Genomic DNA, 22,601 nt, shown 5'->3' with positions numbered 1-22,601 from the left:
AGGATGAAAATTGCAGTAGTAGGAAGTATCAACATGGATATGACTGTCACCGCAGAAAGAATTCCGTTGAAGGGTGAGACATTAATGGGGGACAGTATCAGCTATATCCCGGGTGGAAAGGGAGCTAATCAGGCGGTCGCCATGGCGAAGCTTGGAGCGGAGGTCGAGATGTTCGGCTGTGTAGGTGATGACAGCAACGGGCAGAAGATGCTTGACAATCTGAATCATGTGGGGGTAAAGACAACACACATCCAGAGACTGGAAGGAGTTCCCACTGGAATCGCAATGATTACTGTAGGGGAGAATGACAATACCATCATCGTAGTGCCGGGGGCAAATGGCAGGGTAGACAATGCTTATGTGGACGGAATCAAAGAGGAATTAAAGTCTTATGATATGGTGGTGCTCCAGCACGAGATACCGCTGGAAACCGTGAAATATGTAGTAGACTATTGTGCGGAGAACCAGATACCGGTAGTGCTCAATCCCGCGCCGGCGGCAGAGGTGCCGATGGAGACAATAGAGAAAGTCACTTACCTGACTCCAAATGAGCATGAAGCAGTTTTAATTTTCGGTGACGGTCTCAGTACGGAAGAACTGTTGAAAAAATATCCGGAAAAGTTAGTAATCACGCAAGGCTCAAGGGGTGTTTCCACCTGTTTGAAGACGGGAGAGGTATTGACTGTACCCGCCCGCCCGGCTAAGGTGGCAGACACCACAGGAGCTGGGGATACGCTGAACGGTGCTTTTGCAGTGCAGATCGCCGGGGGAAAAGATATGAAGAGCGCGCTCACGTATGCCAATACGGCAGCCAGCCTGTCAACCGAGAAGTTCGGGGCACAGAGCGGAATGCCGACGGCAGAAGAAGTGGAAAAAGAGCTTGGGATATAAGAAAATGGAGTAAAAAAGAGTGTCCGTTCAATGCGGACACTCTTTTAAAAATGTTATAATTCAGCTAACTTCTGTACTGCGTCGGGCGTCAAAAGCTTATCACAATGCTCTTCCAGAAAAGCTAATGAAGCGCCGGTCCCCTTATCGAAGGAGCCATATTCGGAAAGCATATTGCAGATTCTATTGAAATCAGCGGACGTATGCTGGGACTTTGTCAATGCAAGTATATAAGTCTCGGTATCTACGTCCTTATATAGTGTGTTGGCGCCGTTGTACATCGACTTGAGAAGCCGAGAAGCCCGGATGGCGCTGTCCAAAGATGAGAAAGAGAAAAAGCGGATAGAAGGTGTTTTATCTTTGGTATCTTCTTCCTTACTTTTATCTTCCAGTTCAGGCAGTTCTGTCACTGCATCCTTGACATGTTTTAATAAATCGACAAATTCTTCCGCCCCTTCCAGCTTTTTCAAGCGTTCCAACATCGAAGCTTTTTTCTGGTCGCTTCCGCCCTGTGGTGAGGGAGAAAACTTGGAAAAACGTGTGTCCAGTTCGTCGGGGTCTTCTACTTTCGTTATAATAAGCACGACAGAATCGGATGATGCAGGTATCGCTTCTATCATAAGCGGTATATCGTCTGCTTCAAATCCAAATTCATGCGCGGCCTGCTGCATCATATCATGGAAAAGTGATTTTGCTTTTTCAGTCCCGTAAGCCAGCTCGCTCAGCTTTAATTCACGTTCTACTAAATCGGCATGTGTCAGTGTACAGCGTATCTGGTTGTCGTTTATTTTCTCTATTTTCATGTTGTCATCACTTCCTATCGCAATTATAATTATACTTATTCACTATTAGTATAAACAAAAAAAGAAAATATGTAAACAGATTAAAAAAAATACTTGCAATAAAAGGTTGTATTTTTTATAATACCAGTACAGGAAGATATCATATTTTCTTATAATTTCAATTTGTAGAGTATCAACAGTGACAGTCATACGCCGGCGCATTCCGCACAATCGCCGGGTTCATCAGTCATATCAGACAAATTATCAGCAAAACCTGACTTTTAAAATGAGGAGGAGAAAAGCAAGGCAGAATTGTATCTTCCTGCAGGCAGAGTGGCATAGTATATCACATTTTATCCTTATGGTTCACTCTGTCGTATCATAAATCTGCCTGCTTTTGGGGAACAAGATGGAAAAGTCAGATAAAAATTTTGAGGAATTATTTACAGAGCTTAAAAATTACGAACGCCGAGGTATCCGGATGCAGATTGACGGGTGTCCGGCGAGTCCCCTGCAGATAGTCTCGGCTCATATGCTCCGGGAGGACAATACTTATATGAGGGACTATATCATGGACGAAAACGGAAAAGTACAACAATTGGACTTCTATAAAGTAGAACAGTGTAAAAAGTAGTAAAAGCGGATTTACCCCTCGCAGCGTTTTGAGAATATTCGGTTAGAAATGGTTATTGCAGTTTGTGTAAAATCCTGTAATATGGTATAATAATTGCACATGAGTGCAATTAAAGGCGATTGCATCGCCTTTATGCCGTAAAACGGCATATTATACCGTCAAGCCACCACTTGGAAAGGAAATGTCGCGGAGCGCCGCTTCCTATCCTGCGTTTGTGGTATAATAATCGCACATGAGTGCAATTAAAGGCGATTGCATCGCCTTTATGCCGTAAAACGGCATATTATACCGTCAAGCCACCACTTGGAAAGGAAATGTCGCGGAGCGCCGCTTCCTATCCTGCGTTTGTGGTATAATAATCGCACATGAATGCAATTAAGGGCAATTGCGAATATTATATTAAGCCAGTATATCAAAGCAGGAGGTGCCAAATGGACCAAAGACGAAGGACGGGGAGCGAAGAACGCCCGATGAGAAAAACGTCTGGAACCAGGACACAGGCAGGAGGGAGAACCAGCGCCAGAAGGAGTGCTTCTGATGGTGTGTCAGATACAGAGACCGTAAGAAGGGCAAGGCCTCAGGGAAGAGGGGATGCGGGGACGGCGAAGAGAACAGCAGACCCGTATCAAAGCGGGGAGAGAAGGACCACGGCTTCTCAAAGTGCAGAGAGAAGAAGCCGTACTGCGCCTTCGTCAAGAACGCCGCAGTCTTCTCGGAAGACAGCACAGGTAGCGAGGAACTCCTCATCTGGGAGGCCGCCGGGAGCCGGAAGAAAAAAGAATACAAGACGCAGAAGAAAAATGGGGCTTTTCCTAAAAGTTTTTCTTATTTTTGTATTGCTTGCGGGGATACTTGGAGGAGCGTTTTTGTGGACAAGATACGGGCCGTCAAAGGAAAAATATGATTTGGACAAGTATTTTGGAATCGAGTCCACGGGCCAGATAGGGGTTACCGTTAACAATGAGGTTGTCGGACCAATGGCTATGCAGGTAGACGGTCAGGTGTATGTATCTTATGAGACAGTCAGAGACTATCTGAACAGCCGGTTCTACTGGGATGCCAATGAAAATATATTGCTGTATACTCTGCCCACCGAGATGGTATCAGCGGGGGTGGGGAGCAACAGTTATACCGTTTCTAAAGAAACTAAGAACGCAGACTATGTTATACTGAAGACAGAAGGAAGTACCGCGTATATCGCGCTTGACTTTGTAAAGCAATATACTGATATAGAATATAAGCTTCATAAGAATCCGGACAGGGTCATGATTGTCGGTGACTGGAGCGACACGAAGACAGCGACGGTCAAGCGGGATACGGAAGTCCGTTTGAAGGGCGGTGTGAAGAGCCCGATTCTTACGCCGGTGAGCAAAGGGGACAAGGTAACGGTTATTGAAGATGAAAGCGACTGGAAAAAGGTTCGCACGGCCGATGGAGTTATCGGTTATATAAAGAAGACAAAGCTACGCAAAACGGAGACGGAAGCTTATAGCAGAGATTTTCAAGAACCGGTATTTACAAATATCAAGAAGGATTATACGATTAATCTTGCATGGCATCAGGTGACAAGCCAGACGGCTAACAGCGGTGTTTTGGAGACAATCGCGAGCACGAAGGGATTGACTACTATTTCACCCACATGGTTCACTGTAGCCGATAATTCCGGCAATTTGACATCCATCGCAAGCACCGAATATGTAAATTACGCGCATCAGTCAGGTCTGGAAGTGTGGGCTTTGGTTGACAATTTTGGTGAAAATATCGATCAAATGGAACTTTTAAGCCGAACATCTGCAAGAGAGAATCTGGAGAACCAGCTGATATCTGCAGCCATCCAATCCGGCATTGACGGAATCAATGTGGACTTTGAGCAGATAGGAACGGATGTTGGAGAACATTATATTCAGTTCATCCGGGAGCTGTCTGTCAAATGCCGGCTCAACAATCTGGTTCTTTCTGTAGACAACTATGTTCCGAAGGGATTTAATGCCCATTATCATAGAAAGGAACAAGGGATTGTGGCCGACTATGTGATAATCATGGGATATGATGAGCATTACAGTGGTTCCTACGAGGCTGGCTCCGTGGCTTCCTACAATTATGTAAAAGAAGGGATTCAAGAGACAATCAAGGATGTGCCCGCAGATAAGGTAATCAATGCCGTTCCATTCTACACTCGTCTTTGGAGAATGGTCCCGAAGACGGAGGAAGAGCTGGCGGAACAGGCCGGAACAGAGGCGGCGGACTATCCTATGAATGTTACCAGTGAAGCCATGGGCATGGCGGAGGCCGCAAGAAGAATAAGTGAGGCCGGCGCTGAGATTACTTGGGATGATACTGCAAAGCAGAATTATGCGGAGTGGACGGACGCCGACGGGGCAGTGTATAAGATTTGGATCGAAGATGCCACATCGCTGGAGGAAAAGCTTAAGCTCATGAAAGAATTTAAGCTTGCCGGTACAGCGGCATGGAAGCTGGGATTTGAGAATTCAGATATTTGGGAATTGATTGTCAAATATGTGAATTAGTCCTAAAAGTATGTGGATATATGAAGGGTCGGAGGTAGAATTATGGATTTCGGATTACTACAAACAATAGGGGTAGATGAGCGTGAAGTTATGGCTAGATTTATGAACAACGAAGGTCTGTACTGCCGTATTCTCAAAAAGTTTATGGAAGATAAAAGTTATGATGAACTTAAAATATCTTGGGAAGAGGGAGATTATGAGGCAGCTTTCCGTTGGGCGCATACATTAAAAGGTGTGTCTGCCAATCTGGGGCTTGGAGGAATTCGGGAACTATCGTCTGCCATTACAGAACAGCTGCGGCCGGGGCATACAAGGGATGATATACTCTTGAAGGACAATATGAGCCAGCTTGCAGAGCAGTATGCTGCGGCACAGGAAGTAATCGAGAAGCTATAGCGGATGTATATCAAAGGGCCTTTCCTGCATATATTATAAAAATATATGCAGGGAGGGCTTTTTTTGCGCTCAAAAATAAAATGGCTTTTTGCCTTGTTCCTTCTGGGAGTCGTCATTTACGGAAGTTATACTCTGAGCCAATATGTGGCTGGAAATGAAGTCAATAAAAAAGAGGCGGATGTAATCATTGATGTTGGCCACGGGGGAAGCGATCCGGGAAAAATAGGTGTTAACAAAGCGCTGGAGAAGGACATTAATCTGGAGATTGCTAAAAAGGTGCGGGCGATATTGAAGGAAAAGGGAATTTCTGTCCTGATGACTCGGGAAAAGGATGAGGGTCTGGCATCGGGTTCTGCTTCCAACAAAAAGGTAGAGGATATGAAAGAGAGGGTAAAGCTGATAAATGAGGTGAAACCTAAACTTACGGTCAGCATTCACCAGAATAGCTATCAAACGGAGGATGTGAAAGGTGCTCAGGTATTTTACTATAGTCATTCCCAAAAAGGGGAAGAGATGGCAAAAATCCTTCAGGAAGCAGTGAGAAAAGTAGATAGCACGAATAAAAGGCAGGCAAAAGCAAATGATACATATTACCTTTTGAAGCGTACGGAGGTGCCGACTATTATTGTAGAGTGTGGTTTTTTAAGTAACTGGGAAGAGGCGCAGAAACTAATTGATGAGGAGTATCAGCAGAAGATGGCGGAAGCGGTATGTGATGGGATTCTCACCTGCTTAGGAGAGGATACGGATGAGAAAAAATAAATTTGCCATGGTTTCTATATAATGTTATAATATACGTTATGGAAACGATAATAAAAAAAGTAAATAAAAGCGATATAGATAAAGAAGTAATTGAGCAGGCAGGGCAGATTCTCAAGGATGGCGGACTGGTGGCGTTCCCTACAGAGACCGTGTATGGGCTGGGGGCCAATGCGCTGAATGAAGAAGCGGCAGGAAAAACATATGCCGCGAAGGGACGTCCATCCGACAATCCACTAATTGTGCACATTGCGGAATTTGAGGCGCTGGACAAGATAGTGCAGAATGTTCCGGAAAAGGCAAGGCTGATTGCGGAGAATTTTTGGCCCGGCCCGCTTACGATGATTTTTAATAAGAGTGATGTTGTGCCCTACGGAACTACCGGAGGGCTTGATACTGTTGCGGTAAGGATGCCGGATGACCCTATAGCCAGAGCGCTGATCGCTGCGGGCGGAGGGTATATTTCTGCGCCAAGCGCCAACACGTCGGGACGTCCGAGCCCGACAGCTGCAGAGCATGTGGCGGCAGATTTGAGCGGTAAGATCGATATGATAGTGGACGGCGGAAGTGTGGAGATTGGTGTAGAATCTACGATTCTTGACATGACCGTGGAGCCACCGATGATACTGAGGCCGGGGGCGGTCACAAAGGAGATGCTGGATAAGATTATTGGAGAAGTGACGGTAGATGAGAGTCTTATCTCAGACAAGAGCACCGAACCTCCAAAGGCTCCGGGGATGAAATACAGGCACTATGCACCCAGAGCAGAACTAATCATAGTAGAAGGTGACAGCGGCGAGACTGTAAAAGCTATTAAGCAGATTGCATATGAACAGGTCAGACTTGGTTATAAAGTGGGTATTATTGCGTCCAATGAGACAATAGGAGAGTATACGGTAGGCATTATCAAGAATATAGGTTCCAGAGAAAATGAAAAAACTGTTGCCCGGAATCTATATAAGATATTGCGGGAATTTGACGATGAAGAAGTGGATTACATTTATAGTGAAGCCTTCCCATCAGAAGGAATTGGAACAGCTATTATGAACCGTCTGGGGAAGGCTGCGGGGCATCATGTTCTGGCTGCCGGCGCGATAACGAAGCTTCAGAAATACCGCAGTATTGTGTTTGTCAGCAGCAGTGATAACTGCCGGGCGCCTATGGCAGCGGCCCTTCTTAGACGTCAGCCGCTTCTTCAGGAGTACACCGTGTGTTCGAGAGGGATGATCGTGTTATTTCCCGAGCCGCTAAATCCGAAGGCGGAGGAGATAATGAAGATTCATGACATTGTTTTGGCGGGCCATGAGACCACTGCTTTTTCGGAAGATGTGCTGAACGAGGATACTTTGGTTCTCGCTATGGAAGAAACACAGAAACTGAAAATAAAAAGTGAATATCCACAATTTGAACATGTCTATACGCTGTGTGAGTATGTAGGAGGAGAGCAAGAGATACCTTCTGTGTATGGACAAGCACTGGAGCGGTACGAAGAAATGTACGATATGATGAAAGCGTATATTATAAAACTTGCAGAAAAACTAAATGAGGAGGCAAAACACTAATGGGAAATGTGTATGTGATGGACCATCCGCTGATTCAGCACAAAGTCAGCTATATCCGGCGTAAGGAGCTGGGCTCAAAGGATTTTCGGGCTATGGTCGGAGAGATAGCAATGTTGATGTGCTATGAGGCAACCAGAGATTTGAAACTTCAGGAAGTGGAGATTGAGACACCGATTTGCAAAACCATCGGAAAGGAACTTGCAGGCAAGAAACTGGCCGTAGTGCCGATTTTACGTGCGGGACTTGGCATGGTTGAGGGTATGCTCACTATGATTCCGGCAGCGAAGGTCGGGCATATCGGTCTTTATCGGGATCCGGATACTTTAGAGCCGGTAGAATATTACTGTAAGCTTCCGGCAGACTGTGATGAGCGAGAGGTGTTTGTTGTAGATCCTATGCTCGCCACTGGAGGGTCAAGTGTGGAAGCCATTCGCATGCTCAAGGATAAAGGTGTGAAAAATATTCGTTTTATGTGTATTATAGCGGCGCCTGAGGGCGTTGAGCGCATGAAGAAGGAGCACCCGGATGTAGACATTTATATCGGAGCGCTGGATGAACATCTTAATAGTCATGGTTATATTGTGCCGGGGCTGGGAGATGCAGGGGACCGTATTTTTGGAACAAAATAGGAGAAAAAAATGAGCGGCAAAAGAAAAGATTATATTTCTTGGGATGAGTATTTTATGGGAGTAGCCATGTTGTCTGGCAGACGCTCCAAGGATCCCAGCACACAAGTTGGGTGCTGTATTGTAAGTCCTGACAACAAAATTTTGTCTATGGGATATAATGGACTTCCCAGAGGCTGTTCAGACGACGAATTTCCATGGGAGAGAGAGGGAGACCCTCTTCAGACAAAATATGTATATACGGTGCACAGTGAGCTGAACGCAATTTTGAATTACGGCGGAGGTAGTCTGGAAGGAGCAAAGCTTTATGTTTCCTTGTTTCCTTGTAATGAATGTGCTAAGGCTATTATCCAGTCCGGAATTAAAGAGGTTATATATGACTGCGACAAGTATGCGGATACCGATTCGGTGCTGGCATCCAAGCATATGTTTGATTCGGCAGGGGTGAGGTATCATCAATACCACAGAACCGGCCGTAAGATTGAGATTGAATTGTAAAAGGATGAAAAAAGACTGTTTGTGCGGCTGCACAGACAGTCTTTTTTCATATAATTTATTCGTCTAAGGAGCCGACACTGAACCGGGAGTGTCATGACTAAATCAAATTTGCCTGACGCACTAAAAAGCAGTAACGCTTCCATGCTGCATTTTCTGCATAAATACAGCTGTCGATTAAGTCGGGGTCACAGGCATGTTCAAAGTGCATGCAGGCCGTGTCATAATCTGCCTTGGCGCGAAGGATCTCCTCCTCCAGCTCCTTGCTCCCCAGATGCCGCAGGAGAACGTTTCCCTCCGCGGAGTTGGGTTTTTGTAACAGTCTCATATCTGGATTCTCCTTTATGAATTTTTTCTTAGTATCTCCGAAAACTAGAATAAAATACCTGTTCTGGTATATATATGGAGTAAGGGAAATTTTGTGCAGAATAGATGAAAAGGGGAAAAATTTATGGAAAATAAAAGACCTCCATTTTTAATTAATTTTATAATTCGTGCCATATTGGGGATGGGGCTTATCTTTTTTGCGAACCAATTTTTAGACTATAGAAATATACCAGTTTCTGTAGGACTTAATCTGCTCTCCTTTTTGACATCTGGAACTCTTGGAATTCCGGGGGTTGGGCTTCTTTACGGGATTATGTTTTATAAAATTATGTAGGAGTTGCACAAAATTTATTAGAATTAAAAAAAATGCTGGACAAGAAGAAAAAGAATAGTCTATAATCACCCTTACAAGAAAGACATTGTGTGAGTCATGGATTTTCAATCAACATATTTGTGATTTCAAAAAGTCATTCTGACTATTGAAATTTACATCCAAAGGAATGTGACGACATTCCTCACGCCATATCGGCAGTTATTCAAAACTGAAATTTAAAGAAACAAAAAATCATCTGCAAAGGAGGGATAAGACGGATTCATAAGGACATTATCATTTGCGACACAGAAGAAGATTATGCTGAAAGACTGGCAGAATTTTTGCTGCAAAGAAAAGAGGCGCTTCTTCAAGTCAGGGTCTGTTCTACGATAGAAATAGTGGAAAAGCTGCTGGAAATGAATCATATACAGGTTTTGCTGATCAGTGAAGCATATCCACTAGAAGACAGAGAGCGGATTCATGCAGATAAAAAAATAGTTCTCACTCAAAGTCATTGTGCGGATTTGGGTGAAAATGAAAAAGAAATTATGAAGTATCAGCCGGCAGATAAGCTGACTGACGATATTTTAAAAATGTGTCAGGAAGAATTTCACGGTGCTCTGCGTGCGGGCAGAGGGCGGAGCTTGATTATCGGAGTTTATTCACCTGTCCATAAGACGGGAAAGACAACATTTGCGGTTAAGCTTGGAAAAGCGCTGGCACAAAAAGAAAATGTGCTTTATCTCAATCTGGAGACCTATGCCGGAATCGGTGGTTATTTTCCTGAAGATGAAGGACAAGATTTATCCCATCTGCTCTATTATGCAAAACAGGAAAGTGGGGATATCAGTGTGCGGATATCATCAACTGTCAAGCAGATGGGGGCTCTTGATTACATACCTCCTATGAAAGTTTGGACAGACTTGAGAGCAATTTCAGCTCAGGAGTGGAGCGGGCTTTTGGAGAGGCTCGGCATACAGAGTATCTACAGTAAGATTATACTTGATATTGGAAACTCAGTGGCTGATGTATTTGCGCTGCTGAAGAGTGTTGACCTCTTGTTCGTTCCACTCACGGATGATGTGTATGCCAAAGCAAAAATGGCACAATACCGCTATATGCTGGAGGTGCTTAAGCTGCAGGAGCTGGAGCTCAAGTCTGTCTACATAGATATGACAAGGACCATGCGCCAGTCTGTAAAGGAGGCGCAGGGCGAAGTAGAAAGATGGAAGGGGAAGGTGACGCGGCATGCTGAAAGCAGAGCAGCTCCACGAAGAAGTTCTGGCTCATCTGGACTTGACAGCCGAGGTGGATGACGAGGAACTATTAGAACTGATTCATCAGCTTCTGGAAAAGCGCTCCAGAACAGAATTTATACCCCTTCAGGAAAAAGCGGCGCTTGGAAAGGAGCTTTTTAATGCATTCCGTAAGCTGGATATTCTTCAGGAATTAATTGAAGATGAGTCGGTCACGGAGATTATGATTAACGGAGTAGAGAATATTTTTATTGAAAAAGAGGGAAAGATTTTTCTGTCCGACAAAAAATTTGTCTCCCGCGGTAAGCTGGAGGATGTGATACAGCAGATGGTGGCGGACTGTAATCGTATTGTCAATGAGGCTTCTCCTATTGTGGACGCCAGACTAAAGGACGGCTCCCGTGTCAACGCGGTGCTGTATCCGACGGCGCTGAATGGGCCTATTGTAACGATTCGTAAGTTTCCAAACCAGAGAATTACTATGGAAAAATTATTAAAACTTGGGGCAATAGGATGGGAAGTGGTGGAGTTCCTTGTCCGGCTCGTACGGGCAAAATATAACATTTTTATTAGCGGAGGAACCGGCTCTGGAAAGACCACATTTTTGAATGCGCTCTCAGACTATATTCCTAAGGATGAACGAATCATTACCATTGAAGACAACGCAGAACTGCAGATACGGAGGCTTCCCAATCTGGTGCGGTTGGAAGCACGTAATGCAAATGTAGAAGGTACTGGGGAAATAACCATCCGTGATCTGATAAAGGCTGCGCTGCGTATGAGACCAGACCGGATTATCGTGGGGGAGGTCAGAGGCAAGGAAGCCATTGATATGCTTCAGGCGTTTAATACGGGACACGACGGTTCACTTAGCACGGGACATGGAAACAGTCCCAGAGATATGGTGAGCCGGCTGGAAACCATGGTACTGATGGGGATGGAGCTTCCACTGCCGGCAGTCGAACGGCAGATTGCATCGGGAATTGACATTTTGGTGCATCTCGGAAGACTCCGTGATAAAAGCAGAAAATTATTGGAAATAGTGGAGGTGGCCGGTTATGAAAAGGGAGAGATTCTGCTCAATCCTTTGTTTTCCTTTCGGGAGACGGAAGCGTGCAGCGGAAGAATCCAAGGAGACTGGGTGAAATGCGGAGAGCTCATCAAAAAAGAAAAGTTATTGGCAGCAGGATATTAAGGTAAAAGAATATGTGCTGGCAGCTGCTGAAAGCATATTTTTAGTAAGTGTGACAGCGTATCTGTTCTATGCTGATTTGTGGGCGGCAGTATTGCTGGCCCCGCTGGGAATTTACTATTACCGGCGGAAGAAAAGGGAATCTATAAGGAAGAAGCAGCGAGAATTCAGAGGACAGTTCCGGGACGCGCTGGAGACATTGGCATCTGCCCTAAACGTTGGGTATTCTATGGAGAATGCAGTGAAAGAGGTAGGCAGAGAGATGCAGGTAATGTATCCGGCTAAGGCTCTGATTGTAAGAGAGTTTATATATATGTCCCGCCAGCTTAATATCAATATGACTGCGGAGCAAGTCTGGAAGGAGCTGGCCCGCCGGACACAGCTGGAAGAGGTACAGAGTTTTGTTACAGTATTTACACTTGCCAAAAGAAATGGAGGCGACAGCATAGCAATCATTCGCAGTGCGATGCGGCAGATAGGAGATAAGATGGACGTGGAGAGGGAAATCAACACGATTCTTTCGGCTAAGAAGCTGGAATTTAAAGTAATGTGTGTCATACCGCTTGGGATTGTAGCGTATATGAGAGTCAGCTTTCCAGAATTCATGGGAGTATTATATGGCAATGCTGCTGGCATATTTTTTATGAGTCTCTGCCTTCTGGTTTATTTAACAGCCATCCGGCTGGGGCAGAAGATTATTACGATTGAGGTGTAAGTTGAAATTAAAAGACCGAGTGAAAAAAAGGCTGCTTGATATCTCATGGAAATCTCCGCCTAAAGTTACGGTTCTTGTTGCTGGAGCCACTCTGGCTGCCATGCTCTTTGTCTGTATGACGGACGGTATCAACCGGATAGAAAAGATTGAGCGGAACGGGTATGGAGAAAATGCGAGAAAGGAATCGGTCATGGTTCAGCTTGAGGGAGAGGATACACAGGAGATGGAAATCGAGATTCTTCCAAGAGAGTATACCGAAGAAGAACTTCAATCTATGTTCCGGCAGGCGATGAAGGCTCTTGAGCAGACAATTATAGGTAAAAATAAAAGTCTGGATTATGTCTATCATGATTTAATTCTCCCACAGAAACTATCGGGATTTCCTTTTTCCATTGTCTGGGAATTCAGCCGCTACGATGTGATTGATATGAGCGGAAAGCTGAAACAGGATGTATTGAAGGAGCTAGATAAGAATCAGGAAGGAGTCTTGATTACAATCAGTGCAGTGCTTAAATATCAGGACAAGGAGGCGCTATACAGTACAGCAATCCGAGCGTTTGCAAAAGAAAAGCCGGCAGGGATAAAAGAGCGTATTTTGGAGCTGGTTAAGCAAACAGATGAAGAAACGCGTACAAGTCCTTTTCTGGTACTGCCTGCACAATTCGAAGGGAAGGACCTTAAATGGGGAAATTCGGGCGGCACAAGCCTTCCGGCAGTGCTCCTCCTTGGAATGACAGCAGGGTTCTGTGTCATTCTTATGGATAAACAGAAGAAGGAAAAGAAACGAAAAGAGCGGCAGGAACTAATGCTCTGTGATTATCCCGAAATTATAAGCCAATTCACTATGTTGATGGGAGCAGGCATGACAGCTAAAAATGTATGGAAAAAAGTGACTGAAGACTATCGAGAAAAAAAGAAGCATAGTGGAGAGGAACGGCCTGCCTATGAAGAGATGTTGTATACATGGCAGGAGATGAAAAGTGGTATTGCAGAAGCAGAAAGCTATGAGCGCTTTGCACGGCGGTGCGGACTGACGGTCTACATGAAGTTTGGGGCGCTGCTGTCCCAGAACCTGAAAAAAGGCACGAAAGGGCTGGCAGATATTTTCCGTATGGAAGCAGTACAGGCTATGGAGGACCGCAAAAGCAGAGCAAAAAGGTTGGGCGAAGAGGCGGGAACGAAGCTTCTTGTCCCCATGTTTCTGATGCTTGCGGTCGTGATGGCTGTCATTATTATACCGGCTTTTTGGTCTATACAGATTTAAAAGACTGAGGAGGTGAGAGTATGAGGCATTGGATACGCTGGCAGGCGCTCCGCGTGCGGAACGTACTGCAGGAACAGAAGGGGATTACAGTAATTGAATTGATTTTGATACTGGTGGTAGTTATAGGATTGATTATAATTTTCAAATCACAGCTTACCAGTCTGGTACAGTCAATATTTTCTAAAATAACAAGTGAAAGTGCAGGAATCTAAAGCTTAGAAAACGAAAAGAGAGTACAGATATGAAAAAAATGGTCAAAGGAGAAATAACGGTATTTTTAAGTATGATTTTCTTGCTGCTTCTCACTCTGGTGGGAGCGGTAATAGAAAGTGCTTCTATACAAGTGTTAAAGAATGAAAAGCGGGCCGCCGCTGGGAGAGCTGTGGAGTCTGTGTTTGCAGAATTTCAGACTACGCTTCTGGAGAATTACGATATTTTTGCGGTGGAGGGAACTTATGAGACAGGGCACTGGTCTGAGGAGAATATTTTAAACCGACTGGCCTTTTATGGGGCAGAAAATATGGACTCAGAAATAGAAAAAATCGAGTATCTGTCTGACCACAGTGGACAAGCTTTTTACCAACAGGCCGTAGAGTATGAAAAAGAAAAATACGGCGTGGATGTGGCCGAGAGTCTGGCAGGAGGATTGTCTGTCTGGAAGGATCAAAAAGAGAATGCCGAAGAGTATGAGAAAGAGAATACTAGGACGAGCGCAGAGTTGGACACTCTGTTGAATGAGGCAGAAGAGAAACTTCCGGAGGAGGATAATCCAATTGAGGCTGTCGGTAAAATACGGAATGGTAAAATGCTGGATATTGTTCTTCCACAATCTTTTGTGGTATCCCAGAAAGCTGTGGATGCTTCAGGTATGGTGAGCAGAAGAAGCTTAAATACCGGGCGGGGCAGTTTCCCCGAACCTACAAATAAAATACCCTCCTCCATTTTTTTCAATCTGTATCTTCTTGATAAGTTTATATGCGCATCTGATGAGAGTAACAACAGACCGTTGGCGTATGAGCTTGAGTATCTGCTGGAAGGCAAGGCTAATGATTCGGAAAATTTGGAATCCGTGGTGAAGAAGCTGCTATTACTCCGGTTCGGACCCAACTATGGGTATCTCTGTACCGATACAGCTAAAAAAGCCGAGGCTGAAACCTTGGCGGCGGGGCTTTGCACGCTGCTTACAGTTCCCGGCGTTACGGAAATCGTGAAGCAGGCTATCCTTCTTGCATGGGCCTACGGGGAAGGGATTATGGACGTACGCTCCTTGCTTTCGGGAAGACGTGTTCCGCTGATAAAGTCAAAGGAATCATGGCAGCTTCCACTCACAGGCCTTTTGACGCTGGGAGCGTCCGGGGACATCAATGAAGGGAAAGACTGGGAAGGCGGGTATACTTATCAGCGGTATCTGCAGATGCTTCTTCTACTTGAAAAAAAGGAACTCTTGACAATGAGAGCACTGGATTTAATCGAGACAAATTTGAGAACACGTCTGGCAAAGGACTTTTTTAGAGCAGATACCTGCATTACAAAATTAGAGACAAAGAATAGGTGTTCCATGAGACGAGGAATTACATATAACTTTAAAACAAGGTTCATGTATCAATAGATAACGTGAAAGGAGGTGGATACAGATGCCTTTTCTATTGCCCTTACCCATAATCTTTAGTGGTAAATCAAACAATCCTCACAAACACAATGTAAATAAAATTTCTAGAAAGGAGGGCAGACCGGAATACTCACGCAATATACAATTCTTTCTTAATATAGAAAAGGCATCTGCATCCGCCTCACGAGGAAGCATTACAGTAGAAGCGGCTTTTTGCATTCCGTTGTTTCTGTATGCGGCAGTTAGTTTAATCTGGCTGCTGGAAATTCAGGCGCTCAGGACAGCCGTGATTTCTGGAATGCATGAAGCAGGTAAACGGATAGCCCAAGAAACGTATGTTAATCCTATTTTTACGGCGGCCAAGGCTGAGCATGAGATAGTTAAGAGCATCGGTGCAGACCGTTTAGAGCGCAGCCTTACCGTAGGGGGCAGCAGAGGCTTAAAGTGTGGTAAATCAATCATGTATCCCGACAGTAACATTATAGTGCTTCATGTACAGTATCAAGTTAGAATTCCCATTCCAGTATTGGCCATTCCCTCTGTTTCTCAAGAAGAAAATATGCGTGTGAAATGCTGGACAGGCTATGTAAAGGAAGGATTTTCCTACAGTCCGGATACTACGATTGTCTATGTTACAGAGACCGGAGTTGTATATCATCTTGATTTTCATTGCACCTACCTAGAGCTGTCTATTCGTTCTGTCCCGGCAGAGAAAATCGAGAGTCTGCGGAACGAGAGTCATGGGAAATATCATCCGTGTGAGCGGTGCATGAAAAGTTGGAAGGACGGAGGCACTGTTTTTATCACGAATTTTGGAGACCGATATCACAGCTCGCTGTCATGCAGCGGTCTGAAAAGAAAGGTCTACGCGGTACCCTTAGAGGAAGTAAAGGGAAAAGGAGCTTGTTCAAAATGCGGAAAATAATAGAATTGATGATTCTGCCCTATCTTGTTTTGGGCAGTATATATGATTTAAAAAGGCAAATGATTCCCGTCTGGTATTTAGCACTGGGAACCGTGGGGGCCTTGTGCAGCAGTATATATTTTGAGAGTGCCGGCTGGTATATATGGGCGGCAGGAGGTGCGGCGGGAGTGTTGTTTCTCATTGCTGCGAAGATGACAAAAGAAAGTATCGGATATGGAGACGGGTGGATGATTACGAATTTAGGGATATACTGCGGAATCTGGAAGTTAAGTTTTTTGCTGTTCTTTACATTTGCAGGGGCCGCTTTGGCGGCAGGAATCGGAATGTTCTGGAAAAAATGGTCTAGAAAAAAAAGAATACCACTTTATCCGTTTCTGATTCTTGGATATATAGGAGGCGTGATGCTTTGGTGAAAAAGGGGGATTTAAGAGGGAGCACGGTAGTGGAGGCTGCGTATTTATTCCCAATGATAATGCTGGTGTGGATGCTGGTGCTCTTTGCCTTATTTTATTATCATGATAAGAATATTCTGGCAGGCGCGTCATATGAGACCGCCGTTGTCGGCAGTGAAATCGCACATGAGGGTGAGGTACCGGAAGGAAAGCTGGCACAATATTTTCAAGAGCGCATAAAAGGGAAACTAATTTTCTTTGGGGGCGCCTCCATCTCAGTGAATTCTGGGAAGAACGGCATAGAAGTGAAAGTGAAAGCTAGGGCTAGGAACATGGCATTAACCGTGAATAAGAGTGCAGCTATTACAGAGCCTGAGAAATTAATCCGCAAATTCAGAATAGCCAGACAAAGACTGGAGGAGATTGACAAATGAACGATGAATTACGTAAAGCTGCTCTTAAACATTGTGATATAGAAGGAAAGTATGAACGGAACCTCAATCATGCATGGCTATCGTTAGAAATAGATGAGGTATATAAAGAAAATTATCAAATGAGAATGCTCAATTCAAATACACTGAAACGTTTACTGCCTGTTCAGGGGCAGGGAAGAGAGGAAAGGAGCAGCTACAGGTATGAAATAAGTGGAAAATTATCAATGAAATCTTTTTATGAAAATACGGTTTTGGGATATAGAGAAATGGAAAGTTTTATGAAGCAGTTTGTGGAGGCGCTGAGAGAAGTAGAAAATCTTCTACTCAACCCCAACGGTCTTTTACTAGTCCCTGATTATATTTATCAGTCGGATGGGCAGTTCTATTTTTGTTTTTGTCCTTGCAAATGCGCGGATATATGGGAAGAATTCCACCAGCTTACAGAATACTTTGTTAAGAAAGCGGACTATGCTGATAAGGAGGCGATTTATTTAGCCTATGAACTTCACAAAGCATCCATGGAAGAGAATTATAATATTGAAAAAGTACTGGAAGAAATCTTGGAAAAAAAGGATACAGAGGTAAAGAAAATGTCCGCGGAGAAAGAGCATACTTATGCAGTAGAAGAAGATTATTGGATTGACGATTGGGAAGGTGAGCAGGAAATGCTGGGGAGCAAAGTGAAAGAAAAAAGAAGCATGTGGGGAATGGTAAATGATAAATTAAGGAAAAGGAAGAAAAAAATGTGGGGAGACTGGGATACTTTTGCATGACGTTGGTTACTGTGCACACCCGGAGGATGTGTACAGTAACCGACAGTGGCGGAAGAATAAAGTTTTTAAAAATAAAGTCTTGTAAAAGCCTGATGCATTACCTATAATAATGGTAAGATTATCCAACAGGCAATGAAATTGTGAATTTAGAGCCTTTATGTAGTTCTGATTTTACGCTGACGCTTCCTTGATGAGCCGTAATTACCCGTTTGGCTATAGCTAGTCCAAGTCCAGTACCACCTGACTTACTAGTGAAGAAGGCATTAAATATTTCATCAAGCTGTTCAGGAGAAATGCCGCAGCCAGTATCTGAAATAACAATTTTCAGCATGTTATTTTCTATATATGCCTCGAGACGTATTGAACCGGCAGGTGTTACCGCGTCAAAGGCATTTTTCAGAAGATTCAAAACAACTTCATGAAGCTTAATACGGTCACAGAATATATTTGGAAGATTTTTATCTATTTTCGAGGTGAATTCAATCTCAGTGTCTACGCAGGAAGATGCAAATGACAGACAAATATGGCTTAAGAAATCATAAGCGCATACGGGCTGAAGGTTAAGCCGCTCACCATTATTGTAAGTGGACAGCTCCAGCAGCAGACTGTTCATAAATTCAATATCTTCCCGCATGTCGTTCCAGTGTTTGAAACTTTTCGCTTCTGGATGCTGAGATTCTATCAGTTGTAAGGTGCTGTAGACCAGCGCAAGCGGGTTGCGGATTTCGTGACTGATTTTGCTGATAGTGTATTGATGAGACTCCAGAAGCTTCTCAATCAACTCTCTATTTTCAGGTTTCTCATTCATAAGTTGTTCCAGATTTTCATAGTCTCTGTTTGTAAATGACATAATCAATACCGCCTTTCAGAACATAGTTTAACATTGTGCCTGAAGATATTCAAATACAAATTGTAAAGTGAGGGATAAATTATGAAAGACCAGAATTGTATATTTTGTAAAATCGCAGGCGGAGATATTCCGTCAGCTACCTTATATGAAGATGAAGATTTTAAAGTAATACTTGACTTAGGACCGGCGACAAAGGGACATGCACTGATTCTGCCAAAGGAGCATTATGCAGACTTGTATGAGATTGATGACGAGGTGCTTGCCAAAGCCTATAAGCTGGCGAAGAAGATGGTGACAGTACTTACCGATGTGCTGGAGTGCGATGGTTATAACGTTATACAGAATAATAAAGAGGTTGCCGGGCAGACGGTGTTCCATTTTCATATACATTTAATTCCTAGGTACAAGGGGGACGGCGCTGGGATAAGCTGGACGCCCGGTAAATTAACAGATGAAGTCAGAGATGAGATACTGGCACGATTAAATAAATAAGTGGGTATAGTTACAAAAGAAAAAGGGTAGAGCAGAGGATATCAAAGTGGAAACTCAGGCAAAAGACTGCGAAAGCTTTAATCGCATTTACAATGCGAACAAGGAATTGATATTCAAAACAGCCATGAAATACTCTGACAATTATCATGTAGCACAAGAGATAACACAGGATACTTTTCTTCAGTTATACACTCATTTTAATACTTACGATATGGACTATGCTGTGAAATGGTTATTAAAATCGGCAAAGAACGCGGCTTTGAACTATAACAAGAAGGCCGCCTACGAAATACCGGATGAGAACATTACTTTGACATCTGACTTAAGAGAGTCTGCTGAAGATACAGAAGATGTAATTTTCAAGGTAATACATGACAAAGAGATGATAAGACTGAAAGAAGACATTTTAAGTTCATTGTATAATCTTAATGAGCGTTGGTTTGACGCGGTGACAATGGTATACTGTTTAGAGAGGAGTTAGCAGGAAGTCGCTGATGAACTTGGAGTTAGTATTGAGGTGCTGCATAGTGTATTGTACAGAGCTAAGAAGTGGATTAAAAAGAATTATAAGGAACAATATGAAGCAACAAAATACTTATAAACAAACAGGTGCCGATGTGACACCTGTTTCTAGTATGTTTCGTAACATATCAAAATATATCTTAATTTTTCGAAGCGGATTCGATTAGATGAATAATAGTTTCTATGGGATCCTTTTGAGAGGACTGGGACATAGTTTCTATATAAGAATCTTTAGCTTCATATAATTTATTTATTTTAGACAGGAGAAGTTCGTTGGTTATTTCTTCTTCTTCCAAGACAATACTGAACCCCTGATGTTCAAATGAACGGGCGTTTAATATTTGGTCGCCCCGGCTGGCACTTGCGGATAAGGGAATTAATAGATTCGGTTTTTTCAGGGCAAGGAGTTCGCAGATTGCATTCGCACCGGCACGTGAAATTACGATATCTGCAAGAGCAAAAAGATCCTTAAGCTCATCAGAGATATATTCGAACTGGGCATAGCCCTTTAAATTCTTTAAAGAGGAATCCAGTTTGTTTTTGCCACAAAGGTGGATAACTTGGTATTTTTCAAGAAGCTGGGGAAGAATATTTCGCACAGCATCATTGACAGCGGCAGCCCCCAAGCTTCCTCCGATGATGAGGATGACAGGTTTGATTTCCTCAAAACCACAGAAAGCACGCGCCCTTTCGCGGCTGCCGGTCATTAATTCCTGACGGATAGGGGAGCCTGTAAGAACGGCTTTTTCTGGAGGAAGGCACTTTAAAGTCTCGGGGAAGTTACAACAAACTTTTGTGGCCGAGGAGATGGAGAGCTTGTTAGCTAACCCCGGAGTCATATCCGATTCATGGATAATGGTGGGTACATGATTACGTTTGCCGGCCATAACAACTGGGACACTCACAAAGCCGCCTTTGGAGAAAATAACATCTGGTTTTAAACTTTTAATAAGTTTGTTTGCTTCGCCGAACCCCTTAAGTACACGAAATGGATCAGTGAAATTTTGAAGACTGAAATAACGGCGAAGCTTACCGGAAGAGATTCCGTGATAAGGGATACCCTGTTTCGCAATAAGATTTTTTTCCATTCCATTGTAGGAGCCAATATAATGAATATCATATTGAAGCTCCCGCAGACGGGGCAGCAGAGCAATATTAGGTGTGACATGCCCGGCAGTACCACCGCCGGTTAAAATTATACGTTTCATAATCTTCCTCCTGATTTATCTCTAATTAATATATGATGCCAAGGGTCAAAAGGTCATGCGAATGCGTGCTAGCAGGCATTCGTGTGAACTTGGGAGCCGCAAAACATGAGAAAGCAGCCCGAAAGGGCGGAATTCGAATGTTATAGGATTTCGTGAGCACGGAGTGCGGAGAAATCCGTTGGCATCAGAGGTCAAAATTTATTTTGACCTCAACCGCATAATAAAGTGCCAAGGGTCAAAAGGTCATGCGAATGCGTGCTAGCAGGCATTCGTGTGAACTTGGGAGCCGCAAAACATGAGAAAGCAGCCCGAAAGGGCGGAATTCGAATGTTACAGGATTTCGTGAGCACGGAGTGCGGAGAAATCCGTTGGCATCAGAGGTCAAAATTTATTTTGACCTCAACCGCATAATAAAGTGCCAAGGGTCAAAAGGTCATGCGAATGTGTGCTAGCATGTATTCGTGTGAACTTGGGAGCCGCAAAACATGAGAAGGCAGCCCGAAAGGGCGGAATTTGAATGTTATAGGATTTCGTGAGCACGGAGTGCGGAGAAATCCTTTTTGCCTCCAATATTATAATATTAAACAGATAAAGATAAAAGGTCAAGAAAAAGGGGAAGAAAACAAAAAGAATGAGGTTATATGATGAAAAGCGAACAGGAAAGAATGCAGAAGCTTCTCAAAAATGAGTTAACGGAAGAAGCTGACAAAATAATCAAAGAAGTAGAAGCCGATGAGTCATTGAAAGATATCGCCTTGCCGGAAGAACTGGACGCGGGCCTCAAGGCAAAGATTGAACAGTATGAGGCTGAGAAGGCCGCCTACGAAATGCTTTCCGATGAGGACAAAGAAGCAATCCGCATTGGAAGGGAATTTCAGATTAAGAGGGCAAATGACGGCAATGGCGATGACGACAACGGCAATGGAGGTGATAAAGGCGCAGACGGAGGCAGTACAGATGAAGAAAATTATAATGAAAGGAGAGTGGTTCGGTTTAGAAAACGCCGTCGTATGGCGTTTGTACTTGTAGCCATTGTTGCGGTTATGGTAATGGGATTTGGAATGACCAGTTTTGGTGATGTCCCGTTCTTTACTGATATTAAGAATCAAATAATTGGTGATAGACAAATGGTGCAGATAGATTCTAATAAAGAAAATAATAAAGAGAATGTTAATGTTAATTCTGGTATTGATAATGAAGAACAGGCATATCAGGAAATTAAGGATAAGTTTGGGTTTGATGCAGTACAGTTATGGTACTTACCAGAAGGAACTCAATTTGTAGAGAGTATTATTGACCCAGAGTTACAAGAAGCATATTTACTATTTGATTATAACGGTAGTGTTCTTGAGTATCGAATTTTAGTAAATTATACTAATAAATCTTTTGGATATGATATGGAAGATGAGCTGATAGAAGAACAATCACAGATAGTATCTGAAGTTCCTATTACAATAAAACGATATAAAGTGAAAGATAATAATACAGAACAGTATATGATTCAATATGAATATAAAAATGTATTCTATATTATAACTACTACAGTGAATGCAAGTGAAATGTATAAAATTATAAATAATTTAAATTTTTTGTAAAAAAAGCGTTAGTTTTTAAGTTGTAAATTGTTAATATAATAGAAGGGTATAAAAGGAGAAGCGT

The 22,601-nt window shown here is 43.4% G+C and carries 26 protein-coding genes; 22 read left to right on the top strand and 4 right to left on the bottom strand.

All coding sequences use genetic code 11. The features are described from left to right. Positions 1-3: 3 nt before the first annotated feature. Positions 4-891 (top strand): ribokinase, encoded by an 888-nt coding sequence (rbsK, locus tag BN6465_RS11635; protein WP_066735054.1) that lies wholly within the window; start codon positions 4-6, stop codon positions 889-891. 53 nt (positions 892-944) lie between these two features. On the opposite strand, the gene BN6465_RS11630 is transcribed toward rbsK, so the two are convergent. After that, on the bottom strand, positions 945-1,691 hold the full coding sequence (locus BN6465_RS11630; RefSeq protein WP_066735053.1) for an adaptor protein MecA: 747 nt from the start codon (positions 1,689-1,691) through the stop codon (positions 945-947). A 388-nt stretch (positions 1,692-2,079) separates the two neighbouring features. Here BN6465_RS11630 and BN6465_RS11625 point away from each other — a divergent pair, with 388 nt between their 5' ends. From BN6465_RS11625 to BN6465_RS11595, 7 genes are all read left to right on the top strand, one after another. Next, a complete protein-coding gene (locus BN6465_RS11625; RefSeq protein WP_066735051.1) occupies positions 2,080-2,304 on the top strand; it encodes a hypothetical protein in 225 nt (74 codons plus the stop codon). A 431-nt stretch (positions 2,305-2,735) separates the two neighbouring features. Further along, a complete protein-coding gene (locus BN6465_RS11620; protein ID WP_227183952.1) occupies positions 2,736-4,832 on the top strand; it encodes a glycosyl hydrolase family 18 protein in 2,097 nt (698 codons plus the stop codon). A 42-nt stretch (positions 4,833-4,874) separates the two neighbouring features. Next, positions 4,875-5,228, top strand: a complete 354-nt coding sequence (locus BN6465_RS11615) for an Hpt domain-containing protein (protein WP_066735049.1) — start codon at positions 4,875-4,877, stop codon at positions 5,226-5,228. 63 nt (positions 5,229-5,291) lie between these two features. Beyond that, on the top strand, positions 5,292-5,990 hold the full coding sequence (locus tag BN6465_RS11610) for an N-acetylmuramoyl-L-alanine amidase (protein WP_066735045.1): 699 nt from the start codon (positions 5,292-5,294) through the stop codon (positions 5,988-5,990). 38 nt (positions 5,991-6,028) lie between these two features. After that, complete coding sequence (locus tag BN6465_RS11605; RefSeq protein WP_066735318.1) at positions 6,029-7,549, top strand: L-threonylcarbamoyladenylate synthase; 1,521 nt, start codon at positions 6,029-6,031, stop codon at positions 7,547-7,549. Continuing rightward, on the top strand, positions 7,549-8,178 hold the full coding sequence (upp, locus tag BN6465_RS11600) for a uracil phosphoribosyltransferase (protein ID WP_066735042.1): 630 nt from the start codon (positions 7,549-7,551) through the stop codon (positions 8,176-8,178). The genes BN6465_RS11605 and upp overlap by 1 nt, the downstream gene beginning before the upstream one ends. Positions 8,179-8,187: 9 nt before the next feature. Then, on the top strand, positions 8,188-8,673 hold the full coding sequence (locus BN6465_RS11595; RefSeq protein ID WP_066735040.1) for a deoxycytidylate deaminase: 486 nt from the start codon (positions 8,188-8,190) through the stop codon (positions 8,671-8,673). A 97-nt stretch (positions 8,674-8,770) separates the two neighbouring features. Here the strand turns inward: BN6465_RS11595 and BN6465_RS11590 are convergent, their stop codons facing one another. Beyond that, on the bottom strand, positions 8,771-8,998 hold the full coding sequence (locus tag BN6465_RS11590; protein WP_066735038.1) for a DUF2508 family protein: 228 nt from the start codon (positions 8,996-8,998) through the stop codon (positions 8,771-8,773). 123 nt (positions 8,999-9,121) lie between these two features. Between BN6465_RS11590 and BN6465_RS11585 the strand changes: the two genes are divergently transcribed. From BN6465_RS11585 to BN6465_RS11535, 11 genes are all read left to right on the top strand, one after another. Next, complete coding sequence (locus tag BN6465_RS11585) at positions 9,122-9,331, top strand: pro-sigmaK processing inhibitor BofA family protein (RefSeq protein WP_066735035.1); 210 nt, start codon at positions 9,122-9,124, stop codon at positions 9,329-9,331. Positions 9,332-9,651: 320 nt separating this feature from the next. Continuing rightward, positions 9,652-10,626: a P-loop NTPase family protein gene (locus BN6465_RS11580; protein ID WP_066735027.1), complete on the top strand. Its 975-nt coding sequence runs from the start codon at positions 9,652-9,654 to the stop codon at positions 10,624-10,626. After that, positions 10,559-11,761: a CpaF family protein gene (locus BN6465_RS11575; protein ID WP_066735025.1), complete on the top strand. Its 1,203-nt coding sequence runs from the start codon at positions 10,559-10,561 to the stop codon at positions 11,759-11,761. The genes BN6465_RS11580 and BN6465_RS11575 overlap by 68 nt, the downstream gene beginning before the upstream one ends. A 13-nt stretch (positions 11,762-11,774) precedes the next feature. After that, a complete protein-coding gene (locus tag BN6465_RS11570; protein WP_066735022.1) occupies positions 11,775-12,473 on the top strand; it encodes a type II secretion system F family protein in 699 nt (232 codons plus the stop codon). Position 12,474: 1 nt separating this feature from the next. Next, the gene (locus tag BN6465_RS11565; RefSeq protein WP_082891669.1) at positions 12,475-13,737 is read left to right on the top strand and encodes a type II secretion system F family protein; all 1,263 of its coding nucleotides are present in this window, start codon (positions 12,475-12,477) and stop codon (positions 13,735-13,737) included. Positions 13,738-13,757: 20 nt separating this feature from the next. Continuing rightward, positions 13,758-13,949: a Flp1 family type IVb pilin gene (locus BN6465_RS11560; RefSeq protein WP_066735019.1), complete on the top strand. Its 192-nt coding sequence runs from the start codon at positions 13,758-13,760 to the stop codon at positions 13,947-13,949. 29 nt (positions 13,950-13,978) lie between these two features. Then, positions 13,979-15,346, top strand: a complete 1,368-nt coding sequence (locus BN6465_RS11555) for a DUF5702 domain-containing protein (RefSeq protein WP_082891668.1) — start codon at positions 13,979-13,981, stop codon at positions 15,344-15,346. 25 nt (positions 15,347-15,371) lie between these two features. After that, the gene (locus tag BN6465_RS11550) at positions 15,372-16,271 is read left to right on the top strand and encodes a pilus assembly protein (RefSeq protein ID WP_227183954.1); all 900 of its coding nucleotides are present in this window, start codon (positions 15,372-15,374) and stop codon (positions 16,269-16,271) included. Next, entirely contained in the window at positions 16,259-16,684 is a 426-nt protein-coding gene (locus BN6465_RS11545) for a prepilin peptidase (RefSeq protein WP_199882826.1), read from the top strand. The genes BN6465_RS11550 and BN6465_RS11545 overlap by 13 nt, the downstream gene beginning before the upstream one ends. Beyond that, positions 16,681-17,097: a TadE family protein gene (locus BN6465_RS11540; RefSeq protein WP_227183957.1), complete on the top strand. Its 417-nt coding sequence runs from the start codon at positions 16,681-16,683 to the stop codon at positions 17,095-17,097. The genes BN6465_RS11545 and BN6465_RS11540 overlap by 4 nt, the downstream gene beginning before the upstream one ends. Next, positions 17,094-17,870, top strand: coding sequence for a DUF6382 domain-containing protein (locus BN6465_RS11535; RefSeq protein ID WP_082891665.1), 777 nt, complete (start codon positions 17,094-17,096; stop codon positions 17,868-17,870). The genes BN6465_RS11540 and BN6465_RS11535 overlap by 4 nt, the downstream gene beginning before the upstream one ends. 118 nt (positions 17,871-17,988) lie before the next feature. Here the strand turns inward: BN6465_RS11535 and BN6465_RS11530 are convergent, their stop codons facing one another. Beyond that, positions 17,989-18,720 (bottom strand): sensor histidine kinase, encoded by a 732-nt coding sequence (locus BN6465_RS11530; protein ID WP_066735013.1) that lies wholly within the window; start codon positions 18,718-18,720, stop codon positions 17,989-17,991. Between the two features lie 81 nt (positions 18,721-18,801). Here BN6465_RS11530 and BN6465_RS11525 point away from each other — a divergent pair, with 81 nt between their 5' ends. Both BN6465_RS11525 and BN6465_RS11520 read left to right on the top strand, forming a co-directional pair. Beyond that, positions 18,802-19,212 carry an HIT family protein gene (locus BN6465_RS11525; protein WP_066735010.1) on the top strand — a complete coding sequence of 137 codons (411 nt, stop codon included), beginning with the start codon at positions 18,802-18,804 and terminating at the stop codon, positions 19,210-19,212. Between the two features lie 46 nt (positions 19,213-19,258). Beyond that, the gene (locus BN6465_RS11520; protein WP_082891664.1) at positions 19,259-19,693 is read left to right on the top strand and encodes an RNA polymerase sigma factor; all 435 of its coding nucleotides are present in this window, start codon (positions 19,259-19,261) and stop codon (positions 19,691-19,693) included. A gap of 181 nt (positions 19,694-19,874) precedes the next feature. On the opposite strand, the gene BN6465_RS11515 is transcribed toward BN6465_RS11520, so the two are convergent. Then, positions 19,875-20,942, bottom strand: a complete 1,068-nt coding sequence (locus BN6465_RS11515) for an undecaprenyldiphospho-muramoylpentapeptide beta-N-acetylglucosaminyltransferase (protein WP_066735007.1) — start codon at positions 20,940-20,942, stop codon at positions 19,875-19,877. Between the two features lie 641 nt (positions 20,943-21,583). Here BN6465_RS11515 and BN6465_RS11510 point away from each other — a divergent pair. Next, a complete protein-coding gene (locus BN6465_RS11510) occupies positions 21,584-22,537 on the top strand; it encodes a DUF4367 domain-containing protein (protein ID WP_082891663.1) in 954 nt (317 codons plus the stop codon). Positions 22,538-22,601: the final 64 nt, after the last annotated feature.

It is taken from the genome of Bariatricus massiliensis (genome assembly GCF_900086725.1).
Classification (GTDB): domain Bacteria; phylum Bacillota; class Clostridia; order Lachnospirales; family Lachnospiraceae; genus Allocoprococcus; species Allocoprococcus massiliensis.
The sequence above is the reverse complement of the archived record's forward strand: the minus strand, read 5'-3'. Positions and strand labels throughout refer to the sequence as shown.

Coding starts and splice junctions, on each gene's coding strand:
- rbsK (WP_066735054.1), top strand. CDS start 4: ATGAAAATTGCAGTAGTAGGAAGTATCAACATGGATATGACTGTCACC.
- BN6465_RS11590 (WP_066735038.1), bottom strand. CDS start 8,998: ATGAGACTGTTACAAAAACCCAACTCCGCGGAGGGAAACGTTCTCCTG.
- BN6465_RS11510 (WP_082891663.1), top strand. CDS start 21,584: ATGATGAAAAGCGAACAGGAAAGAATGCAGAAGCTTCTCAAAAATGAG.
- upp (WP_066735042.1), top strand. CDS start 7,549: ATGGGAAATGTGTATGTGATGGACCATCCGCTGATTCAGCACAAAGTC.
- BN6465_RS11605 (WP_066735318.1), top strand. CDS start 6,029: ATGGAAACGATAATAAAAAAAGTAAATAAAAGCGATATAGATAAAGAA.
- BN6465_RS11630 (WP_066735053.1), bottom strand. CDS start 1,691: ATGAAAATAGAGAAAATAAACGACAACCAGATACGCTGTACACTGACA.
- BN6465_RS11545 (WP_199882826.1), top strand. CDS start 16,259: ATGCGGAAAATAATAGAATTGATGATTCTGCCCTATCTTGTTTTGGGC.
- BN6465_RS11530 (WP_066735013.1), bottom strand. CDS start 18,720: ATGTCATTTACAAACAGAGACTATGAAAATCTGGAACAACTTATGAAT.
- BN6465_RS11555 (WP_082891668.1), top strand. CDS start 13,979: ATGAAAAAAATGGTCAAAGGAGAAATAACGGTATTTTTAAGTATGATT.
- BN6465_RS11620 (WP_227183952.1), top strand. CDS start 2,736: ATGGACCAAAGACGAAGGACGGGGAGCGAAGAACGCCCGATGAGAAAA.
- BN6465_RS11575 (WP_066735025.1), top strand. CDS start 10,559: ATGCTGAAAGCAGAGCAGCTCCACGAAGAAGTTCTGGCTCATCTGGAC.
- BN6465_RS11525 (WP_066735010.1), top strand. CDS start 18,802: ATGAAAGACCAGAATTGTATATTTTGTAAAATCGCAGGCGGAGATATT.
- BN6465_RS11595 (WP_066735040.1), top strand. CDS start 8,188: ATGAGCGGCAAAAGAAAAGATTATATTTCTTGGGATGAGTATTTTATG.
- BN6465_RS11515 (WP_066735007.1), bottom strand. CDS start 20,942: ATGAAACGTATAATTTTAACCGGCGGTGGTACTGCCGGGCATGTCACA.
- BN6465_RS11615 (WP_066735049.1), top strand. CDS start 4,875: ATGGATTTCGGATTACTACAAACAATAGGGGTAGATGAGCGTGAAGTT.
- BN6465_RS11585 (WP_066735035.1), top strand. CDS start 9,122: ATGGAAAATAAAAGACCTCCATTTTTAATTAATTTTATAATTCGTGCC.
- BN6465_RS11550 (WP_227183954.1), top strand. CDS start 15,372: ATGCCTTTTCTATTGCCCTTACCCATAATCTTTAGTGGTAAATCAAAC.
- BN6465_RS11560 (WP_066735019.1), top strand. CDS start 13,758: ATGAGGCATTGGATACGCTGGCAGGCGCTCCGCGTGCGGAACGTACTG.
- BN6465_RS11535 (WP_082891665.1), top strand. CDS start 17,094: ATGAACGATGAATTACGTAAAGCTGCTCTTAAACATTGTGATATAGAA.
- BN6465_RS11625 (WP_066735051.1), top strand. CDS start 2,080: ATGGAAAAGTCAGATAAAAATTTTGAGGAATTATTTACAGAGCTTAAA.